This is a genomic window from Geobacter sp. 60473 (assembly GCF_036323535.1).
Taxonomy (GTDB): domain Bacteria; phylum Desulfobacterota; class Desulfuromonadia; order Geobacterales; family Geobacteraceae; genus Geobacter; species Geobacter sulfurreducens.
The window spans coordinates 2,782,621-2,799,978 of record NZ_AP028967.1 but is presented as its reverse complement, the minus strand read 5'-3'; the positions used below and the strand labels follow the sequence as shown (position 1 = coordinate 2,799,978).

Genomic DNA, 17,358 nt, shown 5'->3' with positions numbered 1-17,358 from the left:
GAGGTGATCCATGGAACTGCGTGAGCGATTCCTGCGTGCTGCCGAAGCGCTGCGGCGGGCCGAAGTGCTGGTCATCACGGCAGGGGCCGGCATGGGCGTTGATTCGGGGCTGCCCGACTTCCGAGGGGATAGCGGGTTCTGGAAGGCGTATCCGCCCTATGAACGGCTCGGTATTACCTTTGTTGGCGCCGCCAACCCGGCTCACTTCGAGAGAGATCCAGCCTTTGGCTGGGGATTCTACGGCCATCGGACCAATCTCTACCGCGCCACGGTCCCACATGCCGGGTTCGGAATTCTCAGGGCATGGATCGAACGCTACGGCCTCGACCATTTCGTGGTGACCTCCAACGTGGACGGCCAGTTCCAGAAGGCCGGGTTTGCCGAAGACCGTATTCTGGAAGTGCACGGTTCCATTCATCATCTCCAGTGCACCAAACCTTGCACCATGGCCATCTGGGAGAACCGGGAAACCATTCTCGTTGACGAGTCGACCATGCGGGCAGGTCACATTCCCCGTTGCCTCCACTGCGGTGACGTGGCCCGACCCAATATCCTCATGTTCGGGGATTATGGCTGGGTCAGCGGACGAACCGCCCGGCAGCAGCGGAACTTCGACGAGTTCCTGGCTGAGGTCAGAGGCCGGCGCACGGTGGTGGTGGAGCTGGGGGCGGGAACGGCAATTCCCACAATCCGCTACCTGACGGAGGAAGTCGGCTCCCTCCACCAAGCCGTTGCGATCCGGATCAACCCCCGTGAGGCTCAGATCGGCGCTCCCCATATTTCTCTCTCATGCGGCGCCCTTGAAGGGCTTGCCGGCATCAAATCCTGCCTGGAGTAATTCATGTCGTCGGTTATTGTACGCAAACGTACCGCAGTCACTCCCCTTTCAGGCGAGCACGCCTTCTTCGCCACCACCGCCAAGGGGGTTGAAGACGTTCTGGCCGCCGAGATGCGCGGCCTCGGCTTTCGCGGGGTGGCCATAGAGCGCGGAGGAGTGCGTTTCACGGGCGATCTTGCCGCCTGCTACCGGGCCAACCTCTGGCTGCGGACCGCGAGCCGCATCCTCGTGCCACTAGCCCAATTCCCCTGCGATTCACCCCAGCGGCTGTACGACGGTGTCCGCTCCATCCAGTGGAACGACTGGCTCACCCCCGACATGACCCTGGCAGTAGAATGCAATCTTCGCGATTCAGTCCTGACTCATTCGGGGTTCGTGGCCCTCAAGACCAAGGACGCCATCGTCGACACCATCCGCGACCGCCACGGCAGGCGACCCAACGTGAACCCCAAGCAACCGGACCTGGGGGTCCATGTTCATCTGGCCCGCAACATCTGCACCGTGAGCATCGACAGTTCCGGGGCCAGCCTCGACCGGCGCGGCTACCGTACCGATGCAGGAGAGGCCCCGCTGCGGGAAACTCTTGCCGCCGCCCTCGTGGAGATAACGGGCTGGGACGGGACAGTTCCCCTTCTGGACCCCATGTGCGGCTCGGGCACCATCCTCGTGGAGGCGGCGCTCAAGGCGCTCAATCGGGCGCCCGGTCTCATTCGGGAGCGTTTCGGGTTCCAGCACTGGCCCGGCTTCGACTCTTCGCTCTGGCGCCGTCTTGTAACCGAGGCCCGCGAGGGGGAGCGCACGTCACTGTCGGCCCCACTCCTGGGGAGCGACCAGCAGACTGACCTTCTTGCGATCGCCGCAGCCAATGCCCGGCGGGCTGGAGTCGAACAGCACATCACCTTTACATCCGGTGATATGCGGGATCTGACACCCCCTCCCCCTCCCGGCATTGTTCTCTTCAATCCTCCTTATGGCCGGCGTCTCGGCGAAGAAGAAGGGCTTCGCGTTCTCTACCGCCAGATCGGTGACGTTTTGAAGCAGCGCTGCGCCGGCTATGCCGCCTGGCTGCTCACCGGTGGACCCGAGTTGGCCAAGGCGGTGGGGCTCAGGGCGTCCCGGCGGATCGTCCTCTTCAATGGCCCCCTTGAGTGCCGTTTCCTGAGGTTTGATCTCTATTGACGGGTACATTGGTCCGAGGATGGCATTCACAATTCCCTTGACGCCTTGCATGGTTTGCCGTAAAGTTAAAGTTCGCTTTTCGGGCCTATAGCTCAGTTGGCTAGAGCAACCGGCTCATAACCGGTCGGTCCCAGGTTCGAGTCCTGGTGGGCCCACCACCCGACAACCAGGTAGGAAGATGCGGGGATGCCCCGAGAGCTCCGATTACGATCGCAGGAACTGATCAGACGAAAAAGAGTGCACGCCGAACGGTGGCACTCTTTTTCTTTTGCCTTTGATGATGACGCCAAAAATCTCTGACATACTCGGAATTATTAATAAATTTGCTCCGCCAGTTCTTGCCGAAGAGTGGGACAACGTGGGGTTGATGGTTGGGGACCCGACCTGTGCTGTTTCACGGATCATGGTCGCCCTGGACGGCACCCGGGAAACTGTAGACGCCGCCATCGCCGCAGACTGCCAACTCCTGCTCACCCACCACCCGTTCCTTTTTCGTCCCCTCAAACGAATAACCGCCAACGATCCCACCGGTGCAACCGTAATGCGGGCCATTTCAGGCAGGTTAGCCGTCATCTCGCTCCACACCAACTACGATATCGCCGATGGCGGCATGAATGACCTCCTGGCGCAGCGGCTCGGCATGTGCTCTGCTCAACCCCTGTCGGTGACGGCGACCGAAGAGCTGGTGAAGCTTGCGGTCTTTGTCCCCAAGGGCCATGAAGAGCAGGTGTCCGAAGCCCTGTTCCGCTTCAGCGGCACTGTGGGCAACTACCGGGACTGCTCGTTCAGAAGCAGCGGTACCGGCACATTTCATCCCCTTGAGGGGGCTCGTCCGTTCCTGGGGGCAGTCGGGGCCAGGGAGCAGGTGGCGGAAACCCGGATCGAGGTTCTGGTGCGCAAGGAACTGGTTTCGTCCGCGGTCACGGCCCTCCTGAAAGCTCATCCCTACGAGGAGCCCGCCTTTGATCTCTACCCGTTGCTTAATCGCGGGGCTGCACAAGGCCTCGGCAGGATCGGGTATCTGGCGGAGGAGACGACGCTGGCTCCCTTTGCCGATGACGTGAAAGCAAAGCTGGGCCTTGCCGGCGTCAGGCTCGTGGGTGACGCGGGGAGGCGGGTGAAGAAGGTTGCCCTCTGCGGTGGCAGCGGCATATCATTGTTGCGTGATGCCCACCGTCAGGGCGCGGACGTATTCGTTACCGGTGATGTAAAGTATCATGAGGCACGGGATGCGGAGGCTCTCGGTGTCGCACTGCTGGATGCCGGACATTTCGGCACGGAGTCCATCATGGTGTCCGGCGTTGTGGAACGGCTGACGGCTGATCTGGCCCTGAAGGGGTTCGAGGCTGACGTGGTTGCGTTCAATGGTGAGCGGGATCCATTCGTCTGGCGATAAACGGTTTCTTCCGGGAGACTGACTAACGGAGAACAGAGGGAGGTTGGTGTTGCGTAAACATCTCATACTGCTTGAGGAACTGCAGGAGCTCGACCTGAAGATCGACGGTCGCCAGGGAGAACGGCAGGCGCTTCTCGATCAGCTCGCCGAGTTGGACCGGCAGGTGGAAGAGGGACGGCTCGCCGTGGACGGCATCAAGGCCGAGCTGGCGGCTGCCGAAGAGGAGAAGCTGAGCCTTGAAGCGAACCTGGCCGCGGAGGATGAGAATATTGTCCGCTCAGAGGCGCGGCAGAAGGAAATCAAGACCCAGAAAGAGTACCAGGCGATCCTGAAAGAGATCACCGCGGCCAAAAAGCAGAAGGGCGAGCTTGAGGAGCAACTCCTCCAGAAAACGGGGCAGGTTGAGCAGTTCGTTGCCGATATTGTTGCCCGTGAGGGAGACCTCGGCAGCCTGGAGGAGAATCTCGGAGTCCGCAAGGCGGAGCTTGCGGCCGCGCTGGAGCGTCTCGACCAGGAGATTGCCTCTGATGCCTCCGTCAAGGCCGACACTGCCAAGGGAATTCCGGCGTCACTTCTCAAGCGGTACGAAGCCCTGCGCCTTCGCCGTCAGGGAGTGGCTCTCGTGGTTGCCAGGAGCGGTAACTGCTCGGGCTGCAACATGAACCTGCCGCCCCAGCTTTACAACTCACTCTACAGGGGGGACGATCTGGTCCTCTGCCCTCACTGCCAGCGGATGCTGGTGCTGCGTCAGGACCCCTGACGCGGGTTTGTCGAATAACGGCTTGGTCGAAGCAGAACAGATGGCCGCCCTTCGCGTGCGGGGGGAGGAAAGTCCGGGCTCCACAGGGCGTGGTGCTGGATAACGTCCAGCGGGGGCGACCCCAGGGATAGTGCCACAGAGAGAAGTCCGCCCGCTCAGGCGGGTAAGGGTGAAAGGGTGAGGTAAGAGCTCACCGGGTTCGGCGGTGACGTCGGATGCCAGGTAAACCCCACCAGGAGCAAGGCCGAATAGGGAAGCGTCAAGGATGGCCCGTCCGTGCTTCCGGGTTGGCTGCTTGAGGCCGTCGGTAACGGCGGTCCCAGAGGAATGGTCATCGCCCGCCAAGGGGTAACCCGCGGCGGGAACAGAACCCGGCTTATGGGCTGCTTCGGCCAGTTTTTTTACAAACCATGCGGTGCCCCACCGCAATGAACTCGAAGAAACCAACTCTCTTCATGAATGATCAGGACGTCTGGCATGCCGCGGTGGCGGCGATCACCGGTCAATACCACCGACTTTCGCAGCCGGTCAGGGCGATGCTCCGGGAGAAAGGGAACGCCATTCGTGCGGCCAAGGAGGAGTTGCACCGCTTGGCCCATGAGATGGGCAGTTCGGTGATCTGTGCCTCCTGCGGCGGCGAGTGCTGTCTGCGGGGAAAGTACCATTTTACGGTGGCGGATCTGCTGATTTATCGGTCAACGAATGCTGTGCTTTTCGAACCCCGCTTCGGTCGCGATTTCTGCCCCTATCTCGGCGACACAGGCTGTCTCATGCAACCGTCACTGAGACCCTTCAATTGCATAACGTTTAACTGTGAGCGGGTTGAAGGGCTGTGGGAGCCGGAGCGGATTGATGAATTCCATCGCCGCGAACGTGAGCTTCGCCGCCTTTACGGCGAGTTGGAGACAGTTCTTGGCTTCCAGGTCCGTCAGGGACTTCTCATGGGGCAGTCCGACTGATCGCGGCCGCTGTAAGGTTCTATTTCCGAGTACGGAGCAAGGGGGAGCAATGTCAACGGCCATCAACGATCTGGTCCTGGTCCACATCGACGGCAAGCCGGGATTCTATGCCCGAATCGAAGATGTTTCACCCGATGTGAAGCCCGGTTGGTGGCGGGTAAAGCTCTTGGTCCTCACGGTGCCCCTGGAAATCTATACCTGGATCCTTGAGGAGGCCCAGATCAACGGAACCCCCTTCACCATGGGAGGGACACCGATCCGGATGGAAAAAGTCGTGTCGCCCCTGGCACGGGAATCCGTACCTCAGCCCCAGTCACTGGAGCCTCCTCTCGACGAACCGCCGGACAAGGGCAAGGGGGCGAAGGTCGTTTCCCTGTTGGACCGGAAAAAAGATAAGTAATTCAAGGGGGGCTTCGAGCCCCCCTTTTTTCTTTCCCTCTCGTGTGGCTCTGGTCGGCCTTCATTCTCTCTCCGCTGCTGCGTTCTGCCTCCATGTTTGCTGCGCCTGCGCCGGATCTGGCGATCACCGTTACCGGTTCGTGTTTTGCCGGGAGATGAAGGACGGATTGTCTGGGGCGTTACTTTCAGCGGTTTCAAGAAGTTGAGAGCGTGTCGGCAGGGTTGGCCGGGATCGTCTGTTGGGTGCTTTAACTGGCCGGCGTGATCCGTGGGTTGAATTCGGCGTTTCACTGGCTTCGGGAGAGAGGTAACTGGTTGAAATAGAACTAAAACAATCCCCTGTGCAATGGCCAGATTTGCCTTGACAACCCTTAGGGTGGCGGGTATAGTTTTTGGCACTGAGTGGTAAATTGTGGTAAATCGTGGCAAGGTGTACCGGGGAATATGTTCAGGGGAATCTACGAGACAACTATTGACGCCAAGGGGCGAACGAGTCTTCCCGCCAAGTTCCGGGAGGTTCTCGTTGACGTTCATGGTGACGATCGTTTCGTGATAACCAACTCCGCTCCCGTTGATCTGGGGGCTGGCACCTTTAGCAGTGGGCTCCTGATATTTCCCTATGCCAAGTGGGTGGAGTTCGAGGAAAACTTTCGTTCCAGCAAGGGGCTGACCTCGGCCCAGCGCAACAGTATCATGCGGACGATCATCTCTCCCGCGGTTGAATGCTGCGCCGACAAGCTGGGACGCCTGCTGATTCCTCCCCATCTGAGAAAAGGGGCTGCCCTTGAGCGGGATATCCTTTTTATCGGCGTGATGGACAAGATAGAAGTGTGGAGCCAGGCGGAGCGGGAGAAGGTTCGGATTCAAGACCTGAAGAATTTCCCGTCCGACTCCGAGACGGTAGCAGAGTTGGGGCTCTAGGTGATGACGTTTTCGCACCGTCCGGTCATGCCGGCCGAGGTGCTGGAGTATTTATCCCCCCGCCCCGGCGGGGTGTATGTGGACGGCACGCTGGGAGGCGCGGGGCATGCCCGGCTGATTCTTGAGGCGACGTCCCCGGACGGGATGTTGATCGGGTTTGACCGTGATCCTGCCGCCCTGGCGGTCGCTCGGGAGCGACTTGCATCATTTGGCGAGCGATTCAGGCCGGTCCCCGCCAACTTCTCGGAAATGGGCCGCGTTCTGGCCGAACTGGGAGTTGACGGTGTCGACGGATTTCTCCTTGATGTGGGAGTCTCCTCTCACCAGCTGGACACGGCGGAGCGGGGGTTCAGTTTCCTGGCCGATGCGCCTCTCGACATGCGGATGAATACCTCGGTGCCCGGCACCGCCGCGGACCTGGTCAACGACCTGGGCGAACACGAGCTGGCCCGCATCATAAAAGAATATGGCGAAGAGCGATGGGCGCGGCGAATCGCCTCGTTCATCGTCAAGGCCCGGGTCAGCGGACCAATCGAGCGAACGCTCCAGTTGGTCGACATCATCAAGGGGGCAATTCCGCGGGGCGCCTGGGAAGAGCGTATTCACCCGGCCACCCGGACCTTTCAGGCCCTTCGGATAGCGGTGAACGACGAACTTGGAAGCCTGGAACGGGGCCTTGAATCCGCCCTGGGGCTGTTGAGGACTGGCGGTCGGGGGGTTGTGATCTCCTTTCACTCGCTGGAGGACCGGATCGTTAAAACCATGTTTCGCCGTCATGCTCAGGGGTGCACCTGTCCGAAGGAACTTCCCCGCTGTGTGTGTGGCGGTGCTCCCCGGCTCCGCATCCTGACGGGACGGCCGGTAGTGGCGGGTGAAGCCGAGGTGGCGGAGAACCCGAGAGCGCGCAGTGCCAAGCTGCGGGCGGCAGAAAAACTGTAGTATTTGCGGATGCAGAAGGAGGCGGAGATGGCGCAGGCACGGACGGAATTCAGCAAGGTTGCGGCTCCCAGGAAGCTGGAGGAGATGTACGCCCAGCGGGGCGATCTGTTTCCGTACCTTCTTGCGGTGCTGGTTCTGTTGACCCTCGTCTCGGTCTTTCACGTCTGGTCCCGCGTGCGTGTCGTTGACCTGAACCTGGAGGTCGCCGAGGTTGCCCGTCAACTCAAGGTGGCTCAGGAGGAGCAGAACCGCCTCAAGCTCGAAGTGGCCTCCCTCAAGACCCCGGCCCGGATCGAGGCTGTCGCCAAGGGTGAGTTGGGCATGGCACTTCCCACTGATCAGCAGGTGGTTGTTGTGAAATGAGATATGACGCGGAGAAATGGATAGCTCTGCGCATCCGCTTTATTGGCGGTTTCTTCGTTCTCTTTTTCTCTCTCGTCGTCTGTCGGGCCTTCTATCTCCAGGTGGTCAAGCGCGACCACCTGCTCAAGCTTGCCGACCGCCAGCACCAGAAGATTGTCCCCCTGACGCCTGCCCGGGGGGCCATATATGACGCAAACGGTTCGGCCCTCGCCGTGTCGGTGGAGATGGACTCCTGTTTCGCCGAGCCGAAGTCAATTGCTGACCTGGATGATGCGGCTGCGCAGCTCTCCCCGGTTCTGGGCTTTCCGAAAGAAACCCTGCTCCGCAAGCTGCAGGGGAACAAGAATTTTGTCTGGCTCCAGCGTCGGTTGACGCCCGATGTGGTGAAAAGAATCCGGGCTCTGGATATTGAGGGGATCGGTTTCGTCAAGGAAACCAAACGGTTTTATCCCAACTCTGAAGTGGCGGCCCACGTCATCGGCTTTACCGGAGTCGACCCTGAGGGACTTGAGGGCATCGAGCTACGCTACGACTCAACAATCCTGGGCGGAACCGGCTATCTGGTGACCGAGCGGGACGCCCTGGGCCGGGATGTGGCGCTGAAGGGGACAGTGATCCAGGACGGTGCCATGGGGCACAATGTCGTTCTGACCCTTGATAAGAATATCCAGTACATAGCCGAAAAGGAGCTCGCCAAGGCCGTTGACGGCAGCGGCGCCCGGGCCGGCACTGCCATTGTCATGGATCCCCATACCGGGCGGGTCCTGGCCATGGCCAACTATCCGACATTCAATCTGAACGCCCACGGCGCCTATCATCAATCCCTCTGGCGCAACAGAGCAGTGGCCGACAGCTATGAGCCGGGATCAACCTTCAAGGTGTTCCTCATCGCCTCGGCCCTTGAAGAAAAGGTGATCCGACCGGGCGACAGGATCAACTGTGAGGGGGGCAGTTTTTCCATCGGCGGGCGGACCATTCACGATACCCACAAGTATGGGAGCCTGAGCATCCCTGAGATTTTGAAGTATTCGAGCAACATCGGGTCCGCAAAGATCGGAAGCCGCCTCGGTGCATCGAGGCTGTATTCATACCTGAGGAATTTCGGTTTCGGTACGCGGACCGGCATTGACCTCCCGGGAGAGACAGGGGGGACCCTCAGGGACTGGAACCAGTGGTACGGCATCGATCTGGCCACCGTCTCTTTCGGCCAGGGGGTGACCGCCAGTTCAATCCAGCTGGCCGCAGCATTTTCCGCCATTGCCAATGGCGGAAACCTCATGAAGCCGTACCTGGTCGAACGTGTTATCGACAGCGAGGGTAACGTCATCAAGAGTTCCTCGCCGCAGCCGTTACGGCGGGTGGTCTCTGAGACAACTGCCAAAAATGTAGCCCGAATGATGGAAGGGGTAGCGGTGGAAGGCGGAACCGGAACCAACGCGGCAGTGGAAGGGTTCCGGGTGGCAGGCAAGACGGGTACGGCCCAAAAGGTCGACCCGGTGACGCGGGGTTACTCGCTCACCAAACGGACGGCCTCGTTCATCGGTTTTGTCCCGGCCGATCGGCCCCGGCTCACCATACTCGTCATGATCGATGAGCCCAAGACAAGCCCTTATGGCGGAGTTGTAGCGGCACCCGCCTTCAGCTCCATTGCACTGCAGTCCCTCTGCTACCTTAAGGTGCCGCCCGACGGCATTGTCAGGAGCAAGCCGAAGGTGGTCGAGGCAAAGGCAGACAAGCCCACTGAAGACGATCTGTCCGCCGCGGAAGGAGAGATCGTCGACGCCGGGGAAGGCGTGGTGATGCCGAACTTTCGGGGTATGAGCATGCGTCAGGCTCTCAAAACCATGGAGGAACGGGGGATCAACGTGAGGCTCATGGGAAGCGGTCGGGCCGTCGAGCAAAGCCCCCTTCCCGGTCACCGGGTTGGACCGTCGGATCAGGTGTGGGTGAAGTTCGTACCATCGGCATGACGCCATCAAATACGCTCAATGGCGAGGAACCATGCGACTAGAAAATCTGGCACGGGTTGTTGATCCCATCGCGGTACGGGGGGATCTGACGCGGGAGATCAACGGGCTCTACTGCGATTCACGGCAGGTGAGGTCCGGTGGTCTCTTTTTCGCGTTAAAAGGGGTCGCGTCCGACGGGCATGACTTTATTGCATCCGCCCGCGAACGGGGAGCTGTCGCCGTTGTGCTGGAAGACGAAACGCGGGCGCCCGCCGAGATGGACTGGATTCGGGTCGGGGATGCACGTCTCGCCATGTCGCGTATGGCAGCGCTTTTTTACGGACAGCCCACCGACGGCGTACCGGTCGTGGGCATTACCGGTACCAACGGCAAGACCACCACCACCTATCTGGTCGAGGCAATCATGTCCCGGGCCGGCATACCGGCGGCAGTGCTCGGAACCATCAGCTACCGCTTCGGCTCGAAGTTCGTTCCCGCACCTCACACCACGCCGGAATCCGTCGAGCTGCAGGCTACAATCCGCGATCTGGTGGATGAGGGGGCGAAGGCTGTGGTAATGGAGGTTTCGTCCCACGCCCTGGAGCAGCGGCGGGTAGATGGTTGCCGCTTCGATGTGGCGGTCTTCACGAATCTGACGCGCGACCACCTGGACTATCACCGGGACATGGAGTCCTATTTCGGCAGCAAGGCCCGGCTGTTTACGGAGCTTGTGGCGCCCGACGGGATCAAGCCGCGGCGCGCAGCCGCCATCAACAGGGATGACTCCTACGGCGCCCGGCTGATCGAGTCCTCCGCCGCGCCGGTGATTTCCTACGGACTTGCCGCCGATGCAGCCGTGCGTGCCGAAAACGTTGTCTTTTCCGTGGACGGCATTGCAGGGACCCTGGTTACTCCGCTCGGGACGGCCCCGTTTCACTCGCACCTGCTGGGAGGGTTCAACCTGTACAACATCCTCGCCGCCGTTGCCGCGGGGGTCGGCCTCGGGCTTTCCCTTGACGTCATTCTGGGGGGAATCGAGGGTGATGTCCGGGTCCCTGGACGGCTGGAGCGGGTTCACAATGAGCGCGGCGTAACGGTCCTGGTTGACTACGCCCACACTGGCGATGCCCTGGAAAATGTTCTGAAGACCGTGTCGGAGTTTGCGACGGGGCGAATTATTACCGTCTTCGGCTGCGGCGGCGACCGCGACCGGGGCAAGCGTCCCGTGATGGCGGAAATCAGCGGGCGCTACAGCCACCTGACCATCGTGACTTCCGACAACCCCAGGACCGAGGAGCCCGGCGCGGTCATCGAAGAGGTTCTGACCGGCATCAAGCCCATGGGACTCCGGCAATACGATGCCTGTGAACTGAACCGGGGCTTTGTGGATAAGGGGTTCACCTCGCTGGTATCCCGACGCGACGCCATCCAGCTTGCCGCAACGGTTGCCGCGACGGGCGACATCGTGCTGCTGGCGGGCAAGGGGCACGAGGACTACCAGATCATCGGAACGGAAAAATTCCACTTTGACGATCGCGAAGAGGCGGTCGCCGCATTCCGCTCATTGGACAGCGGAGAATAGGGTTGGACGGGGACGTGCTGTTTACGCTCGATGACATACTGGCGGCCACAGGCGGGGAGATCGTGGCGGGGGGCGAGACTGCCGGAGCCTCCGGCGTTTCCACCGATTCGCGCACCGTGGAGCCCGGCGAGCTCTTCATCCCGTTGCGGGGTGAGCGGTTCGACGGGCACGACTACCTGGACGCGGCACGTGCCCGGGGTGTGCGGCTGGTCCTGGTTGAGCGGCAGTGGCTGGCAGGGCGCCAGCTTCCGGCCGATGTGACCTGCATTGCCGTGGACGACACGCTGCGGGCGCTGGGCGATCTGGCGGCATGCCACCGACGGCGGTTTGACATCCCCGTGGTGGCGGTGACCGGGAGCAACGGCAAGACCACCACCAAGGAGATGCTGGCCGCGATTCTGGCCCGGACCGGCGAGGGGCTGAAGACGGAGGGGAACCTCAATAACCTGATCGGTGTGCCCCGCATGCTGTTCCGGCTCTCCGAGGCACACCGGTGGGCGGTGCTGGAGATAGGCATGAGCGAGTTCGGGGAGATCGACCGGCTCGCGGAGATCGTCCGACCCGACGTGGGTATCATCACCAATGCCTATCCGGCCCACTTGGAAACCCTCGGCAGCGTGGAAGGGGTTGCCCGGGCCAAGGGAGAGCTCTTTTTGAGGCTTATGCCGGGCGCATGTGCCGTTTATAACGCCGACGACCCGCTCATTGCCCGCTGTCCCAGCCCCGAAGGGGTGAAGCGAATCTCTTTCGGGCTCAGGGGCGGTGACGTGACCGCGGAAGACGTGGAGAATCTGGGGAAAATGGGACAGCGGTTCACGCTACGGCTCCCCGACGGCCGCGTCACCGTTACCCTGCACGCCTTTGGCAGTCACAATGTGGCCAACGCCCTGGCCGCCGCAGCAGCAGCGGGCGTTCTCGGCGTTGCGCCCGCCGGGATCGCCCGTGGGCTCGGCGAATTCATGCCCTATGCCCGGCGCTTTAACCTGGAGGAAGTGGGGGACGTGGTGCTGATCGACGACAGCTACAACGCCAATCCAGCCTCTATGGCCGCTGCCCTTACCACCTTGCGGGAGATCAAGGGGAGCGGCCGGGCCGTGGCAGTGCTGGGCGACATGCTTGAGCTGGGCGTTGGGGCGGAAGAAGCCCATCGGCAATTGGGACGGCTTGCCGCCACGTGCGTCGACCGGCTCTACGTACTTGGTGACATGGCGGGGACCGTTGCCGCCGGCGCCCTTGAAGGGGGGCTGGAAGAACACCATGTAACGATCGCGGCCGACCACGGCGAGGTCGTTGCCGATTTGCGGCGGACGGCTGCAACGGGCGAGATGATCCTGGTGAAGGGATCCCGCGGCATGGCCATGGATCGGGTCGCCGAGGGAATCAGGGACGCGTTCGCCGCCTCCGGCGGCAAAGGGGGCCACGTCTAATGCTGTATCATCTGCTCTATCCACTGGCCGCCGACTTTCGGATCTTCAACGTCTTCAAATATCTGACGTTCCGGACCATCTATGCCGTCATCACCGCCCTGGTGGTTTCGTTCATCCTGGGACCGTGGGTCATCCGAAAGCTGGAGGCGCTCCAGGCCCGGCAGGTGATCCGAACCGACGGCCCCGAGTCGCACCTGAAAAAATCAGGAACCCCCACCATGGGGGGAATCCTCATCCTCGCATCCATAGCCATTCCGACGCTTCTCTGGGCCGATTTGACGAACCGGTACGTCTGGACGACACTTTTCGTGATCCTCGGCTACGGCCTTATCGGCTTCACCGACGATTACAAGAAGGTGGTGGAAAAGGATACCAAGGGGCTCTCTCCCCGTCAGAAGATGTTCTGGCAGATGCTCATCGCGGGCGGCGCCGTCTGCTTTCTCGTCTTTGTCGCCGGCATGTCCACGGATCTCTCGGTGCCCTTCTTCAAGCGGCTGCATCCGGATCTGTCGTACCTCTACATACCCTTCGGCATGCTGGTTGTCGTGGGGGCGAGCAATGCCGTGAACCTGACCGACGGCCTCGACGGCCTCGCTATCGGGCCGGTTGCCATCAATGCGGCCACGTTTCTGCTCTTTGCCTATATCGCGGGCAATGCTAAACTTTCCAGCTATCTCCAGACTCCCTACGTGCCGGGAGCCGGTGAGCTGGCGGTCCTCTGCGGCGCCATGGTAGGCGCCGGCATCGGGTTTCTCTGGTATAACGCCTATCCCGCAGAGGTCTTCATGGGAGACGTGGGATCCCTTTCTCTGGGGGGCGGGCTCGGCATCCTGGCGGTGATCACCAAGCAGGAGATGCTGCTGGTGATCGTGGGCGGCATTTTCGTGGTGGAGGCCCTGTCGGTCATCTTCCAGGTCGGGTCGTACAAGTATCGGGGCAAGCGGATCTTCCGGATGGCCCCCATTCACCACCACTTCGAACTGAAAGGGGTGGCGGAGCCGAAGATCATCGTCAGGTTCTGGATCATCACCATTATTCTGGCGCTCGTCGCCATTTCGACGCTGAAGCTGAGATAGCATGGACCTCAAAGGAAAGAACATACTCGTTGTGGGCCTCGCCCGGACCGGCGTGGCGGTTGCCCGTTTCCTTGCGGCGCAGGGCGCACGGGTGACCGTGACCGACCTGCGGGACGAAACCGCCCTGGCTGAACCCTTGGAGCAACTGGCCGGCTACCCTGTGACCTACGTGCTGGGACGTCACGACGAGGCTGATTTCGCTGCGGCTGAAACGGTGGTGGTAAGCCCGGGCGTGCCCCAGGAAAGCCCCTATCTCCAGGCGGCGCGGCGGGCCGGGCGTGAGGTCGTTACCGAGATCGAGCTTGCGTCCCGGTTCATCACCGCGCCTCTGGTGGCCATCACTGGCACCAACGGCAAGACGACCACCACGACCCTCACGGGCGAACTCTTCGCGGGATGCGGGTTCCGGACGTTCGTTGGGGGAAATATCGGCAACCCGCTCATCGAACTGGTGGAGACCGGGGCAACAGTGGACCGGGTGGTGGTTGAGATCAGCTCCTTCCAGCTCGAATGGATCCGCTCGTTCCGGCCCACGGTCGCGGTGCTCCTCAACATCACCGAGGACCACCTGGACCGGTACGCCACCTATCAGGAGTATATCGACGCCAAGGCCCGGATTTTCGAGAACCAGACCGCGTCGGACTGGGCGGTCCTCAACATGGACGATCCGATCGTGGCAGGCCTTGCCGGCAGGACGCGCGCCGCAGTGTTCCCCATGAGCCGGCAACGGGAGCTTGGCGAGGGGATATTCTATCGGGACGGGGCCATCATCTTCCGCCACGCCGGTCGCCAGGAGCGGTTTCCCACGGACCGCTTCAGGATCACCGGGGTCCACAACATTGAGAACATCATGGCGTCCCTTGCCGCCGCGCTGCTTCTGGGATGCGATGCCGACCGGGCGTTGGCGTGCGTTGAGGCGTTCGGCGGACTCCCCCACCGGATGGAACTGGTGCGCGAACTCAACGGCGTCCGCTACTTCGAGGACAGCAAGGCCACCAACGTGGGGAGCGTGGAAAAGGCGCTGGCTAGCTTCAACGACATCACCCTCATCGCCGGCGGCAAAGACAAGGGGGGCAGCTATGCCCCCCTCGCCGGGCTCGTGGCCGAGCGCGTACGGCATATGATCCTGATCGGCGAGGCACAGGAGCGAATGGCCCGTGAACTGGGGCATCTCACGGACACCCGGATGGCTGTGACCCTGGAAGATGCCGTGGAGCTTGCCGCCTCACTGACGCAGCCGGGGGGGGTGGTCCTCTTCTCGCCCGCCTGTTCCAGCTTCGACATGTTCCGCGATTACGAAGAGCGGGCGCAGCGGTTTCGCGCCGCCGTGGACGCGCTGAGTCCGGGAGGCACGCCGTGAACCTGGGCCTGAACGTAAAGGAGATCGAACGCTACGACCTCGTGATCCTCCTCATGGCGGTGGCTCTCACCTGCTTCGGGGTGGTGATGGTCTACTCGGCCTCCTCGGTCATGGCTACCAAGAAGTTTCACGACGGGTTCTACTTTCTCAAGCGCCAAGGGGTTTACGCGCTTCTCGGCTTCGGCGTCATGGCCGTTGCCATGCGGATTGACTACCGCACCTGGCGCGAGTACGCCGTCCCGATCCTGCTGGGCTGCCTCTTTCTCCTGTTTCTCGTCTTCATCCCGGGGATCGGCGGAGCGGCCAAGGGGGCGTCCCGGTGGATCAGGCTGCCGGGATTCAACTTCCAGCCGTCGGAGCTGACCAAGATTGCGCTCATCGTCTACATGGCTTATTCGCTGGATAAAAAGCAGGATAAGGTGAAATTCTTTTCCACGGGCTTTCTCCCGTACATGGTGCTCCTGTCCGCCGTCCTGCTGATCCTTCTCAAGCAGCACGACCTGGGCGCGGCCCTGACCATGGGGCTGGTGGCAATTATCATGCTCTTCGCGGCGGGGACCCGGCCGCGCTACATCATCGCCATGGGAATGATGGCTCTGCCGATTCTCTACTTCCTCGTCATGAATGTTGATTACCGGCGGCGGCGCATCCTTGCCTATCTCAACCCGTGGGAGGACCCCACCGACACCGGTTTCCAGATCATCCAATCGTGGCTCGCCTTCGGCAATGGCGGGGTGCTCGGTCAGGGGCTCGGTGAGGGTAAACAGAAGATGTTCTATCTCCCCGAGGCCCATACGGACTTCATTCTCTCGGTAACCGGCGAAGAACTGGGTCTCATCGGTGTGATGGTTATCGCCGCCATGTTCCTCATGCTGGTCCTGCGCGGCGTCCGGGTGGCGCTCATGGCCCAGGAACCTTTCGGGCGTTTCCTGGCATTCGGCATTGCCACGCTGCTCGGGATCCAGGCGTTCGTCAACATGGCGGTGGTGACGGGGCTTCTTCCCACCAAGGGACTGGCGCTTCCCTTCATCAGCTATGGCGGGAGCTCCCTGATCGTGACCCTGTTCGCGGTGGGGATACTGCTCAACATCTCGACTCGACTCAAGGGGGCGCCATGAAGCTGCTGATAGCTGGAGGGGGTACGGGCGGGCATCTCTTCCCCGGCATAGCGGTGGCCGAGGAGTTCCTCTCCCGCGACAAAAGAAATGAGGTCCTTTTCGTGGGGACCTGGAAGGGGATCGAGGCACGGGTGCTGCCGAAGCAGGGGTACCGGCTCGAATGCATCACCGCGGCCGGCATTCGCGGTAAAGGGAGTTTGGCCCGGGCCAAGGGGCTTGCAAAATTTCTCTACGGTTACGCCCAATCGCGCAAGGTCCTTAAGGAGTTCAGGCCGGACCTGGTGCTCGGCGTCGGCGGATACGCCTCAGCGCCTGCCCTCATGGCGGCGCGGGGGATGCAGATTCCACGATTCATTCACGAGCAGAACGCCATCCCGGGATTCACCAACCGGATGCTTGCCAAGGTGGCCGACAAGATATTCATTTCACTCGAGGAGTCACAGACGTATTTCCCCGAGGACAAGACGCTCCTTACGGGCAATCCCCTCCGCCGCCAGATCCTGGAGCAGGTCGCCCTTGCCGAGCCGCGGGAAAGGGGCGATGATGCTTTCCATCTTCTGGTCTTCGGTGGTAGCGCCGGCGCCCACCGGATCAATCTGACCATGGGCGAGGCGCTGTCCCACCTGGACGAGGTAAAGGGGCGGCTGCGAATCACTCACCAGACCGGGGAGAACGATCTGGAGGATGTGACCGCCGCCTATGAAGAGCAAGGCTTTACGGCTGATGTGGTGGCCTTCATCGACTCCATGGCCGATGCCTATCGCTGGGCCGACCTGATCGTCTGCCGGGCAGGGGCCACCACCCTCGCCGAGGTAACCGCCTGCGGCAAGCCCTGCATCTTCATCCCTTACCCCCATGCCGTGGACGACCACCAGCGCCGCAACGCCGAATCGCTTCTCAAGCGGGGAGCCGGGTTCGTCATAATCGAGCAGGAACTTTCAGGCGAGGTGCTGGCACAGGCGATCCGCGATCTCATGGACGACCCGGCGCGGCTCAAGGCTGTCGGCGAGGCGGCCCAGGAGCTTGCCCGGCTTGATGCGGCCCAGGCCATCGTCGACGAGATGGTGGCAAGCACAAGGAAAGAAGAGTAAC

16 protein-coding genes, 1 tRNA gene and 1 other RNA gene are annotated in these 17,358 nt (G+C 61.6%); all 18 read left to right on the top strand.

The annotated features are described in order from the left end of the window. Positions 1-10 precede the first annotated feature (10 nt). The 18 genes from AABA48_RS12730 (at position 11) to murG (ending at position 17,357) form a co-directional block, all read left to right on the top strand. Entirely contained in the window at positions 11-838 is an 828-nt protein-coding gene (locus tag AABA48_RS12730; RefSeq protein ID WP_286350761.1) for an SIR2 family NAD-dependent protein deacylase, read from the top strand. Between the two features lie 3 nt (positions 839-841). After that, positions 842-2,017, top strand: coding sequence for a THUMP domain-containing class I SAM-dependent RNA methyltransferase (locus tag AABA48_RS12725; protein ID WP_286350760.1), 1,176 nt, complete (start codon positions 842-844; stop codon positions 2,015-2,017). A gap of 81 nt (positions 2,018-2,098) precedes the next feature. Beyond that, a tRNA-Ile gene (locus AABA48_RS12720) sits at positions 2,099-2,175 on the top strand. A 119-nt stretch (positions 2,176-2,294) separates the two neighbouring features. Then, the gene (locus AABA48_RS12715; protein ID WP_286350759.1) at positions 2,295-3,413 is read left to right on the top strand and encodes a Nif3-like dinuclear metal center hexameric protein; all 1,119 of its coding nucleotides are present in this window, start codon (positions 2,295-2,297) and stop codon (positions 3,411-3,413) included. A gap of 46 nt (positions 3,414-3,459) precedes the next feature. Further along, positions 3,460-4,173 carry a zinc ribbon domain-containing protein gene (locus AABA48_RS12710; protein ID WP_338270562.1) on the top strand — a complete coding sequence of 238 codons (714 nt, stop codon included), beginning with the start codon at positions 3,460-3,462 and terminating at the stop codon, positions 4,171-4,173. A 27-nt stretch (positions 4,174-4,200) separates the two neighbouring features. Then, an RNA gene (gene rnpB / locus AABA48_RS12705) (RNase P RNA component class A) lies at positions 4,201-4,568 on the top strand. A gap of 60 nt (positions 4,569-4,628) precedes the next feature. Next, positions 4,629-5,132, top strand: a complete 504-nt coding sequence (locus AABA48_RS12700; RefSeq protein ID WP_338270560.1) for a hypothetical protein — start codon at positions 4,629-4,631, stop codon at positions 5,130-5,132. Between the two features lie 49 nt (positions 5,133-5,181). Then, positions 5,182-5,532: a hypothetical protein gene (locus tag AABA48_RS12695; RefSeq protein WP_010943704.1), complete on the top strand. Its 351-nt coding sequence runs from the start codon at positions 5,182-5,184 to the stop codon at positions 5,530-5,532. 443 nt (positions 5,533-5,975) lie between these two features. Further along, positions 5,976-6,452 carry a division/cell wall cluster transcriptional repressor MraZ gene (gene mraZ / locus AABA48_RS12690; protein ID WP_045667670.1) on the top strand — a complete coding sequence of 159 codons (477 nt, stop codon included), beginning with the start codon at positions 5,976-5,978 and terminating at the stop codon, positions 6,450-6,452. Between the two features lie 3 nt (positions 6,453-6,455). Then, positions 6,456-7,391: a 16S rRNA (cytosine(1402)-N(4))-methyltransferase RsmH gene (gene rsmH, locus AABA48_RS12685; RefSeq protein WP_286350756.1), complete on the top strand. Its 936-nt coding sequence runs from the start codon at positions 6,456-6,458 to the stop codon at positions 7,389-7,391. Between the two features lie 27 nt (positions 7,392-7,418). After that, positions 7,419-7,754, top strand: coding sequence for a cell division protein FtsL (gene ftsL, locus AABA48_RS12680; protein WP_010943701.1), 336 nt, complete (start codon positions 7,419-7,421; stop codon positions 7,752-7,754). Beyond that, positions 7,751-9,724, top strand: coding sequence for a penicillin-binding protein (locus AABA48_RS12675; RefSeq protein ID WP_338270557.1), 1,974 nt, complete (start codon positions 7,751-7,753; stop codon positions 9,722-9,724). The genes ftsL and AABA48_RS12675 overlap by 4 nt, the downstream gene beginning before the upstream one ends. A 31-nt stretch (positions 9,725-9,755) precedes the next feature. Next, positions 9,756-11,285: a UDP-N-acetylmuramoyl-L-alanyl-D-glutamate--2,6-diaminopimelate ligase gene (locus tag AABA48_RS12670; RefSeq protein ID WP_286350754.1), complete on the top strand. Its 1,530-nt coding sequence runs from the start codon at positions 9,756-9,758 to the stop codon at positions 11,283-11,285. 14 nt (positions 11,286-11,299) lie between these two features. Next, positions 11,300-12,712 (top strand): UDP-N-acetylmuramoyl-tripeptide--D-alanyl-D-alanine ligase, encoded by a 1,413-nt coding sequence (locus AABA48_RS12665; RefSeq protein ID WP_286350753.1) that lies wholly within the window; start codon positions 11,300-11,302, stop codon positions 12,710-12,712. Further along, positions 12,712-13,788, top strand: a complete 1,077-nt coding sequence (gene mraY / locus AABA48_RS12660) for a phospho-N-acetylmuramoyl-pentapeptide-transferase (RefSeq protein ID WP_045667666.1) — start codon at positions 12,712-12,714, stop codon at positions 13,786-13,788. Before AABA48_RS12665 ends, mraY begins: the two co-directional genes overlap by 1 nt. Position 13,789: 1 nt before the next feature. After that, entirely contained in the window at positions 13,790-15,148 is a 1,359-nt protein-coding gene (murD, locus tag AABA48_RS12655) for a UDP-N-acetylmuramoyl-L-alanine--D-glutamate ligase (protein WP_286350752.1), read from the top strand. Continuing rightward, positions 15,145-16,266: a putative lipid II flippase FtsW gene (ftsW, locus tag AABA48_RS12650; RefSeq protein ID WP_286350751.1), complete on the top strand. Its 1,122-nt coding sequence runs from the start codon at positions 15,145-15,147 to the stop codon at positions 16,264-16,266. Before murD ends, ftsW begins: the two co-directional genes overlap by 4 nt. Next, positions 16,263-17,357 (top strand): undecaprenyldiphospho-muramoylpentapeptide beta-N-acetylglucosaminyltransferase, encoded by a 1,095-nt coding sequence (gene murG / locus AABA48_RS12645; protein ID WP_338270551.1) that lies wholly within the window; start codon positions 16,263-16,265, stop codon positions 17,355-17,357. The genes ftsW and murG overlap by 4 nt, the downstream gene beginning before the upstream one ends. Position 17,358 lies beyond the last annotated feature (1 nt).